Genomic DNA, 9,271 nt, shown 5'->3' on the forward strand with positions numbered 1-9,271 from the left:
ATGTATCCTCCTACAGAGTGAATAGCTGCTTTCCCCTTGCGAACCACCTGCCGCTCACTTTTTGATGCCACGCAGCTGCGCATCAAACCACTCCGCAAACGCTGTGTAGTCAGGCTGACGATCCGCCCAACCATGCGCGGCTCCAGGTTTGACTACCAGCTGTGCTGTCGCTCCGGCCTCCTTCGCTTTGGCCACGAAGCTCTCGGATTGTTGCAGCGGCACCAGGAAATCCTGATCGCCATGAATGATGAAAACCGGCGGCAGCTGCGCGTTAATGAAATAGATCGGCGAGACCTCTTTGCCCAGGCGCTGGCGTCCTTCCGGCGTGTCGGACTCTGCGCCAAACGCCCCTTTGTAATTTTTCAGCGTCCCCACACCCACGGCGTCTTCGCCCGGCTTGCCATAGTTGAGAAAATCCGTCGGCGGATACAGACATGCAACGGCCTGGATGGCGCTGCTTTCGCGATCCACCGCATCCTTCGCCTTTGGATCCCCCGGGCCACCATGCACGGCCATGGTGAGCGAGAGGTGCCCGCCCGCGCTGCCACCGCTGATGCCCAGTTTGTCAGGGTTCACCTTCCATCTGGCCGCATTGTGCCGGATGAATCTCACCGCCCGGTGAATGTCCTGCGTGATCTCAGGGATGATGAATTTCGGCTGACAGCCATGCCGCACCGAAAACACCGTGTAACCGCGCTCAAGAAATGGAGCATAGAAAGGCGGCGTGTTCGGCGAGTACCCCGACACCCAGCCGCCACTGACCATGTACACGATGCCAAAACCGTTCGGCTTCTCCGGCGTGATGACATCCAGCGTCAGCGCCACGCCGAATTTGCGTCCATAGACCACATCGTCCGTGCGCGTATGCGCCGGTATGATCACTGCCGGAGCTTTGGTTTCAGCGTGAAGGGGGAGGTAGCCAAGCAGCAGAACGAGAGAGAGAAATTTGAAAGCGGTCTTCATGGAGAATTCATCATACGCCGCATAGTTGCCGATGCTGGCAGGCCCGATCAATTTCCCAATGGTTAGCTCTTTTTACCAGAAACATCGGTTCGGGCAGTGCGTCATCATGCGACCATGAAACCAGCCCTCGTTTTGCTTCTGTCCGCCTCCTGCGCCTAAAAATGCCTGCGGTCATCTCAGACCACATGGCGCTTCAGGCAAATGCTCCGGCAGCCATCTGGGGCTGGGCTGACGCAAGTGAAGTAGTGAAGGTGGAGGTTGCCGGACAGACCAAATCCACCCAAGCCGGTGCAGACGGCAAATGGCAGATCAAACTCGACAAACTCCAGGCCAGCGATCAAGCGCAAACACTCACGATCTCCGGCACAAACAAGATCATCATCCAAGATGTCCTCGTCGGCGTCGTCTGGCTCGCCTCCGGCCAGTCAAACATGGAGATGCGCATCAAGGACAAGATGCACGGCCTCGTGGACAACGTAGATGCCGAAATCACCGCCGCAAAGCACCCCGAGATTCGCGTCTTTGTGCATGATGTTCCCTTCGAAATTTACCAGCTTCCCGTCCCCGCCGATGAATCGGCCCAGGATCGCGCAGGCTCATGGCGTGTCTGTTCGCCGGAGACCGTGGGGGATTTTTCAGCCATGGGGTATTTCTTCGCACGCGATCTCCAGGCCGAACTCAAGCACCCCGTCGGCATCCTGACCTCCGCCGTGGGCGGGCACCCCCATCGAAGCATGGACCAGTGCTTCCTTCAGCCAGTATCTGCGTCCCGGCAAAGGCAAGTTCATGGGTCGCTCCATACGCACCGACCACTGGCGCTACACCGAATGGACCAACATGAAGAATGAAGTCGTCGGCACCGAACTCTACGACGAAGACGCCGACGCACAGGAAAATCACAACCTCGCCAAAGATGCCACGCACACGGCCACGTTGTCCGCCATGGCAAAGCAACTGCATGAGGGACCAAAAGGGTTAAGATGACTAAACCCAAAGCACCATCCACATGATCACCCGTCGGCAGTTCATTCACACCGCAGGCCTGCTCTCCGCAGCTTCCCGGCTCCCTGCCGCGGACTCATCACGCACCGCACCACGAATTCTCTACAGCAACGACACCACCAACATCACCTCCTGCATTAGCCCGTTTCACAAGGAGCGGGAACCCTTTCGAAAAGAGATGCTCGAAGCCACGGTGGATGAAGTGGCAGGCCTCGTGGACGCGCACCTCCTTCAGCCCGGCCTTGGCATGGTGCCCATGTGGCCCAGCAAGGTGCTGCCACTCACAGAGCATTACGCCTGGATCAAACAGCGCTACGGCCAGAAGCCCGATCCTTTCGGTCAGTTTGTGCTGGACGGCGGAGATGTCGTTCAGGTCTTCATCGACCGCTGCCACCAGCGCCAGCAGGCGGCCTTCATCTCCCTCCGTATGAACGACGCCCATCACAAAGAGTTCAGCGATCCCAAACCCGGTGACAAACCTGGAGGCAGCATCGGTATGAGCGTCACAAAACATTACGTTGAGCATCCCGAATTCCGCCTCAAGCCCGGCTCCCTGCGCGGAGCCGACCTCATCCAAAACTGGGCCGTGCCCGAGGTGCGCGCACAGAAATTCGCGCTCATTCGCGAGCTCTGTGAAAACTACGACATCGACGGCCTGGAGCTCGATTTTCTCCGCTTCTACGGTTACTTCCGCCTCGAAGAAACACCTCTTGAACAGCGCCGCGCTATCATGACCAGCTTCGTACGCGAGGTTCGCCAGTTGCTCGATCAAACCACCCGCAATGGCAAGCATCGCTGGCTCTGTGCCCGCGTGCCCTGCCATCTTCCAGCATTAGATGCACTCGGCCTCGATCTAAAATCCCTCGTCGCTGCCGGACTCGACATGGTGAACGCCTCCGAGCATTACTTCACCACCCAGCAGCACGATCTGGCCGCGATCCGAGAGCGGACACACGGAGCCACACTCTACTTCGAACTCTGCCACACTCTCTGGAAAGGAGACAAGGTCTTAAAAGGCTACGATGTCTTTCCCTTCCGCCGCGCCACCCGCGAGCACCTCCACACCTCCGCGCACCTCGCCTATTCGCGTGGTGCAGATGGCATCAGCCTCTTCAATTTCGCCTACTATCGCCAGCACGGTCAGGGCGAAGGCCGTGGCGTCTTTGGCGAGCCACCGTTCGAAGCCCTCAAAGCTTTGCGCGATCCGCAGACGCTCGCGCAAGAGCCGCAGCACTGGTTCATCGCCCAAGGCTGGCGCGCCCCCGGCATGAAGCCGCTCCCCGTTCCACGCAAAATCGAGCCGGGAAAACCCGCCAAGTTCAACTTCGATCTCACCCCGCCCGCCGGCGGCTGGAAACAAGATGCACGCGTCCGCATTCAATCAGACAAGTCCCTCGGCAGCAGCGAATGGTCCGCCACCTTCAATGGCGAGCCTCTTACCGTGACCGCCGACGTCTCCGAGCCTTTCCCCGTACCTTATCCATCACTGCTCGGCAAACCAGACGAACTGCGTGCATGGCTCATCCCCGCCAAACTCCTGCGCGAAGGCAAAAACAGCCTTGAGGTCACGCTGCGCAAAGGTGAATCGGTCTCGGTGATCTTTGTCGATCTCGCCACTGGTCAGCCATCTTGACCAGCAAGGCGGGCAATCCTGCCGCGTCTGCTTTGATTCAACCCATGAAGTCTTTCCTGCTCGTCTGTGCTCTCTCCTCATCTCTTGCCGCCGCCGCCGTGGTGGAGTCCGATCTCTGCGTTTACGGTGGCACCAGCGGTGGCGTCGCTGCCGCAGTGCAGGCCGCACGCATGGGCAAGACAGTGGTCATTGCAGAGCCGGGCCGTCATCTGGGCGGCATGACCAGCGGAGGCCTCAGCGCCGTGGACATCGGAGATCCTCGATCCGTCGGAGGCATCGCCCGCGAATACTTCACCAAGCTCGCCGCCACCGCAGGCGTCACACTCACCTGGGACAAAGCCTTTGAAAGCAAAGCCGGCGGTCCCGCCACCGGCGGCGCCTATGCCATCGAACCCCACAAAGCCGAGCAAGTCTTCAACGACATGGCGCGCGATGCAGGAGTAAAAGTGCATTTCAAAGCACGCCTTTCATTAGTCAAAAAAGACGGCCCACACATCACCGAGTTCGTCACCGAAGACGGCACTGTCTTTCGCGCCAAAGTGTTCATCGACGCCACCTATGAAGGCGACCTCATGGCGAAGGCCGGCGTGAGCTACACCCTCATGCGCGAGGGCAATGCAAAGTACGGCGAAACCTACAACGGCATCCACTACGCCGATAAATTCCTGCCCCACGCCAGCTACGCCCAGCCCGGAGAAAGCGGTCGTCTCAAAGGCGGCCAGGGCGTGTGGGATCGCGATTTCCCCCTCGATCCTTACGTCGTGAAAGGTGATCCCGAAAGCGGCCTGCTGCCCCTCATTCAATCCGGCGAACCCGGCACCCCAGGCGATCCCGCCCCCGGCGTCCAGGCCTACTGCTTCCGTCTCTGCCTCACGACAAATCCGGCCAACATGATCCCCGTCACCCCGCCCTCGGATTACGATCCCAAGCGCTACGAGATCATCGTCCGCTTCATCGAAGCCTGCCTCGCCAATGGCGATGACATGGACCTCCGCTGGTTCTCAAAGCATGATGCGCTTCCAAATGACAAATGGGACTTCAACACCGCGACCTTCGGCGGCAATCTCCCCGGCGCCTCACACGCATGGCCGGAGGCCTCCTACGCGCAGCGCGAGAAGATCGCTCAACAGCACGAAGACTATCATCGCGGTCTTTTGCATTTCCTCGCCACCGATGCCCGCGTCCCCGAGCAGGTGCGCAAAGACATGCAGCGCTTCGGCCTGCCCAAGGACGAATTCACCGACAATGGCGGCTGGCCGCACCAGATCTACATACGCGAAGCCCGCCGCATGGTCAGCGACCTCGTGCTCACCGAGCACCACACCTTCGGTCGTCAAAACGCACCCAAGCCCATCAGCCTCGGCAGCTATGGCACAGACACCCATGAGATCCGCCGCATCGTGAAAGACGGCTTCGTCACGCGCGAAGGCAAAACCGCCGGTGGCCGCGATGGCGCACCACCCTACGGCATCAGCTACGAGGCCATCGTGCCAAAGCAGAGCGAGTGCGACAATCTCCTCGTCACATTCGCCCTTAGTGCCAGCCATACCGCCTTCAGCAGCATCCGCATGGAGCCCGTCCTCATGTGCACCAGCCAGAGCGCCGCCACCGCCGCCTGCATCGCCATCGATGACAAAATTCCCGTGCAGCAGGTGGAGTACACGAAGCTCAAAGCGCGCCTTGAGCAGGATGGACAGATCTTGGAATGGAAGCATCCCGTCTCCAAGAAAAAGGCCGCGCATTGAGATCGTGAAACCTCTTGCTGATGCATGCGGGGCGGGAATGTATGCCGTCACGAATGGAACGCGAAAATTTGCCTTTGGATCGCCGCTTACGGCAGGAAATCTTGTTTGCCCGTGAGCGGGTCTACCGCTTCGGCCAGCCCACGCCCATGGAGCGTCTCATCCTCCCCGGCTCCGAGCCCGGCCCTGAAATCTGGGTGAAGCGCGAGGACCTCTCCCCCGTGAAATGCTACAAGTGGCGCGGCGCCTGCAATGCCATGACCGAGCTCACCCCCGAGCAGCGCGCCAAAGGCGTCGTCACCGCTTCCGCTGGTAATCACGCACAGGGCGTGGCCCTTGCCGCCAAAACTCTCGGCATCCACGCACGCATCTACATGCCGCGTTCCACACCCAAGGTGAAACAAAACGCCGTGCTCCACCACGGCGGCGAATTCGTCCGCATCATGCTCGCTGGCGACAGCTATGACGAAGCCGTCACCTCCGCACGTGAAGATGAACGCAGCAGCGGTGCCACCTATGTGCACGCCTACGATGACATCAAAGTCATGGCAGGGCAGGGGACTCTGGCAGATGAAGTGGTTCTCTCCGGCCACGGCCCCTTCGATGCAGCCTACCTGCAAATCGGCGGCGGTGGCATGGCCTCGGCCGTTTCTTGCTGGCTCAAAACCTACTGGCCAAACATGGAGGCCGTTGGTGTGGAAGGCGTGGGCCAGGCCTCCATGAAAGCCGCGCTCGCCGCAGAGAAACCCGTCGAACTTCACGACCTCGACATCTTCTGCGATGGCACCGCCGTGCGCAAAGCGGGCACACTCCCCTTCGGCATCTGCCAGCAGTCTCTGGACCGAGTAGCCACCATCACCAATGCCGAAGTCAGCGCCGCCATCCGCGTGCTCTGGGAGACCCTTCGCTGCGTCTCAGAGCCATCCGGTGCCATGGGTCTCGCCGCAGTGCTCAAAGACCGTGCAGCTCTCGCTGGCAAAAAAGTCCTCATCGTCATCACCGGTGCCAACATCGACTTCCTCCAGCTCGGTCTCATCGCCCAGTCCGAAGGCTCCAGCAGCACCGCCTCACGCGCCCTGCGCGTGCGCATCCCCGAGCGCCCCGGCGCCATGCTGGCGCTTCTGGATTCCTGCTTCGAAGGCCTCAACATCGCCGATTTTCAATACGGCCTGCATCGCACCGATGAAGCCTGGCCCGTCTTCACCGTCACATCGGAAAACTCCGAAAAACTGGCCGCACTCCCCGCACGACTGGACGCAGGCGGTTATGCCTGGGAAGACCTCACCGGAGCCGTGGATGTCGCTTTCCGCGCCATCCCCTTGCGCGGTGATCTCCTCACCCATCCCGTCTTCCTTCGTCTCGACTTCTACGAGCGCTCCGGTGCTCTCCACGACTTCCTCTCCCGCCTCATCCGCGATCGCGCCAGCCTCTGCTACTTCAACTATCGCCAGTCCGGCGAACGCATCGGCCGCGCTCTCATCGGTCTCGATTTCCAAACCGCCGAAGCCCGCGCCGCCTTCCTCACCGAACTCCCCGAGCATGGCGAAGGCTATCGCTCCTGCAAACCGGTGGACGACGCCGTCCTCGCGCGCATGACCGCCTAGCCTGCAGACCCGGTGGAGAATGATCAGTTATCTTCGTATGCAATCGCTCATGTTCGCCACCCCCTTCATCTGCCACACGCCACTGGCCTGCTCATTTTCACAGCAAGCCTTCTTCATTCCGAAACTCCAGCCGCCCCGGCGAAAATCAGATTCACCGTCGGCGGGCAAATCATGCGGCGAGGTTCTGATGACTCTCTTTTAAGCGCCGCCTTGATGCTCGGTGGAGCGGGTGATCAGAATCGAACTGACGTATGATGCTTGGGAAGCACCTGCTCTACCATTGAGCTACACCCGCGACTCACTGGAGTCAGGGCAGGATTGTGGCTGGCAGCGGTGGTATTGTCAAATGCGCTCCGCTCAGATTGTCGGCGGCATCGGGGGCATCATGAGCGCCCGGTTCATGCCGCCTCGGCCATAACTGGCGGAGGGGACGGCCATAAACGCGTCTCGCTTCGAGGAATATATCCGGTACAAGCGGCGGTAGGTGGTCGCGAGGCGCTGGTACAGCGCCTGATTTTCCGGTGTTTTGTCCAGCTTGCGCACACTGTGGCGCAGGTGGTTCATGGCCTGCCCCACACCCACATAACGCACATCAGGGCCACCGGCCGGAGGAGCTGAACTCGGGGAGCCAAACCGCGCAATCACCTGGGTGTCCTTGCCCTTGGGGCCGAGCAGGTCGCTGGCCATCGACTCTGTGCCAAAGTCATCATAGGCAAACGGCGGGCCGGGAATGGCGTTCAAGTTGGCGTCGCAGCCGACAAGAAAAAGAACACTGAAGCAGGCGAGCAGAGCAATGTGCGGAAGTGCTTTCATGCGCTTCCTCATACCATAGTTGAAACTAAAAGCGAACGCAGGAACGTCAAAACGGGCCGCGGAAATGAATCCGCAGCCCGCTGTTTTTTCAGAGCGCCAACTGGCGCCGCTGCTGCCTCTCAAGCCGTTTCACGCGTGGAGATGGGCAGGGATGCACGTTGCTTGGTGAGCATGGCCATGAGCGCGTCGAGGATGCCGCTGCTGTTCGGCCCGCTGTTCACCAGCACGTCGGGAACGACGCGGAGGCTTTTGTCGGCGATGATTTGGAAGGCCTGAAGCATGCCGTACACATCGGAACCAAGGGCGGTCACGCCTGCTTGATAGGCATCGGCCTTGGCCTGGCCCGTGGCGCGGATGGCTTCCGCTTCACCGCTGGCACGCAGCCGGGTGGAGGCGGCTTCCCCCTCGCTTTTCTTCACGGCAGCCGTGGCGTGAAGTTCGGCAATGTTGACCCCTTGCTCGGCGCTCACCACCTGGTTTTGGATGTCGGCCAGCGACGTCTGGCGCACAAGCTGCTGGCGCTGCTTCTCGGCAGCTTCCTGCATCTCATAGGTTTTGCGGCTCTCTTCCGCCAGCTTGCGGTCCGTCTGCGTTTTCATCAGCGATTCGGGCGGCGTGATGTCGCCGATCAGCGTATCGATCCCTTCCACGTCGTATTCGCGCAGCGCGGTTTCGATGTGGTTGGCGGCCTCGCCCTGGCGCTGGCTGCGGGCGCTCAGGAAGTCCAGCACGGTGTAGTCCTGTGCGGAGTTGCGGAAGTAGTTGCCAACGATGGGCTGCAGCACGTGGTCGATGAGGTTTTGCAGCGATCCCGCTCGGCTGATCACTTTGGGGGCTTCGTTCGCACCAATGTGGATGATCTGCGAGACGTCGAGGTTGAAGGCGAAGCCGTCACGCGAGCGCACGGTGATGCTGCTGAGCTTCGCATCAAAGTGGTGCGCCTCCGTGCGCGTGGCCCAGTTCAGCACGATGTTGGTGGTCGGCACCAGTTCCACCCGCATGATGCGTGTGTTTACGGGATGTTTGCCCGGGAGCAGCGGTTTGCCCCAGACACCTTTGTGGCCCACGTCCACGAGGTCGCCGTGCTTGAACTCGGGTCCGCTGATGTCGAGGTGCGCCTTGCCGACATAAGAGATCACGACACCGACGTGGCCTATGGGAATCTCAAACATGGGCACCTGCTCGATCTGCGCGAACCACGGATTGATGTTCCACTGACCGCTGAGAAGCACCTGCTCTTGCAGGCCTCGATGGCCGCCGGCATTCAGGAAGGCCTGCGCATTCTGAAAGTTGTCGTGGCCGGCTACGATGGCTCCAGCGATTTCGGTTTGCTCAATGGGCATGCCATCCAGCGTCGTGACAATGCCGACGAGATCGGGATCCACGTGGCGGATGCGCAGCAGCTGCGGTTCAAGCCCGTGCTGCTGGGCATTTTCGGACGTGATGACGGTGAAGAGCGCAGGATTGATGCGATACGAACCCGCGGTGATGACACCCAGCTGTCGGCCTTTTTC

General features: G+C 60.4%; 9 protein-coding genes and 1 tRNA gene. 6 read left to right on the forward strand and 4 right to left on the reverse strand.

Annotation, left to right across the window (positions count from 1 at the left end; genetic code table 11):
• Positions 1–54 precede the first annotated feature (54 nt).
• A complete protein-coding gene (locus WAW39_RS25670) occupies positions 55–963 on the reverse strand; it encodes an alpha/beta hydrolase fold domain-containing protein (protein WP_422322010.1) in 909 nt (302 codons plus the stop codon).
• 161 nt (positions 964–1,124) lie between these two features.
• Between WAW39_RS25670 and WAW39_RS25675 the strand changes: the two genes are divergently transcribed.
• The 6 genes from WAW39_RS25675 to WAW39_RS25700 all read left to right on the forward strand — a co-directional run bounded on the left by WAW39_RS25675 (position 1,125) and on the right by WAW39_RS25700 (position 7,146).
• Complete coding sequence (locus tag WAW39_RS25675; protein WP_422322011.1) at positions 1,125–1,811, forward strand: hypothetical protein; 687 nt, start codon at positions 1,125–1,127, stop codon at positions 1,809–1,811.
• On the forward strand, positions 1,801–1,947 hold the full coding sequence (locus WAW39_RS25680) for a hypothetical protein (RefSeq protein ID WP_422322012.1): 147 nt from the start codon (positions 1,801–1,803) through the stop codon (positions 1,945–1,947). Before WAW39_RS25675 ends, WAW39_RS25680 begins: the two co-directional genes overlap by 11 nt.
• 22 nt (positions 1,948–1,969) lie before the next feature.
• Complete coding sequence (locus tag WAW39_RS25685) at positions 1,970–3,598, forward strand: hypothetical protein (protein ID WP_422322013.1); 1,629 nt, start codon at positions 1,970–1,972, stop codon at positions 3,596–3,598.
• Between the two features lie 44 nt (positions 3,599–3,642).
• On the forward strand, positions 3,643–5,343 hold the full coding sequence (locus WAW39_RS25690; protein WP_422322014.1) for an FAD-dependent oxidoreductase: 1,701 nt from the start codon (positions 3,643–3,645) through the stop codon (positions 5,341–5,343).
• A 74-nt stretch (positions 5,344–5,417) separates the two neighbouring features.
• The gene (locus WAW39_RS25695; protein WP_422322015.1) at positions 5,418–6,944 is read left to right on the forward strand and encodes a pyridoxal-phosphate dependent enzyme; all 1,527 of its coding nucleotides are present in this window, start codon (positions 5,418–5,420) and stop codon (positions 6,942–6,944) included.
• A 49-nt stretch (positions 6,945–6,993) separates the two neighbouring features.
• Positions 6,994–7,146 carry a hypothetical protein gene (locus WAW39_RS25700; protein WP_422322016.1) on the forward strand — a complete coding sequence of 51 codons (153 nt, stop codon included), beginning with the start codon at positions 6,994–6,996 and terminating at the stop codon, positions 7,144–7,146.
• Positions 7,147–7,165: 19 nt separating this feature from the next.
• Here the strand turns inward: WAW39_RS25700 and WAW39_RS25705 are convergent.
• The 3 genes from WAW39_RS25705 to WAW39_RS25715 form a co-directional block, all read right to left on the reverse strand.
• A tRNA-Gly gene (locus WAW39_RS25705) sits at positions 7,166–7,239 on the reverse strand.
• Positions 7,240–7,301: 62 nt separating this feature from the next.
• The gene (locus WAW39_RS25710) at positions 7,302–7,757 is read right to left on the reverse strand and encodes a hypothetical protein (RefSeq protein ID WP_422322017.1); all 456 of its coding nucleotides are present in this window, start codon (positions 7,755–7,757) and stop codon (positions 7,302–7,304) included.
• A 119-nt stretch (positions 7,758–7,876) separates the two neighbouring features.
• On the reverse strand, positions 7,877–9,271 hold a 1,395-nt coding region (locus WAW39_RS25715), incomplete at its 5' end, for an SPFH domain-containing protein (protein ID WP_422322018.1).

Origin of the sequence: Prosthecobacter sp., from assembly GCF_049294395.1 — a bacterium.
GTDB lineage: Bacteria > Verrucomicrobiota > Verrucomicrobiia > Verrucomicrobiales > Verrucomicrobiaceae > Prosthecobacter.

Bases quoted from the DNA above. Each gene is read 5' to 3' on its own strand.
- WAW39_RS25685 (WP_422322013.1), top strand. From the start codon at position 1,970: ATGATCACCCGTCGGCAGTTCATTCACACCGCAGGCCTGCTCTCCGCA.
- WAW39_RS25710 (WP_422322017.1), bottom strand. From the start codon at position 7,757: ATGAAAGCACTTCCGCACATTGCTCTGCTCGCCTGCTTCAGTGTTCTT.
- WAW39_RS25700 (WP_422322016.1), top strand. From the start codon at position 6,994: ATGTTCGCCACCCCCTTCATCTGCCACACGCCACTGGCCTGCTCATTT.
- WAW39_RS25690 (WP_422322014.1), top strand. From the start codon at position 3,643: ATGAAGTCTTTCCTGCTCGTCTGTGCTCTCTCCTCATCTCTTGCCGCC.
- WAW39_RS25670 (WP_422322010.1), bottom strand. From the start codon at position 963: ATGAAGACCGCTTTCAAATTTCTCTCTCTCGTTCTGCTGCTTGGCTAC.
- WAW39_RS25675 (WP_422322011.1), top strand. From the start codon at position 1,125: ATGCCTGCGGTCATCTCAGACCACATGGCGCTTCAGGCAAATGCTCCG.
- WAW39_RS25680 (WP_422322012.1), top strand. From the start codon at position 1,801: ATGAAGAATGAAGTCGTCGGCACCGAACTCTACGACGAAGACGCCGAC.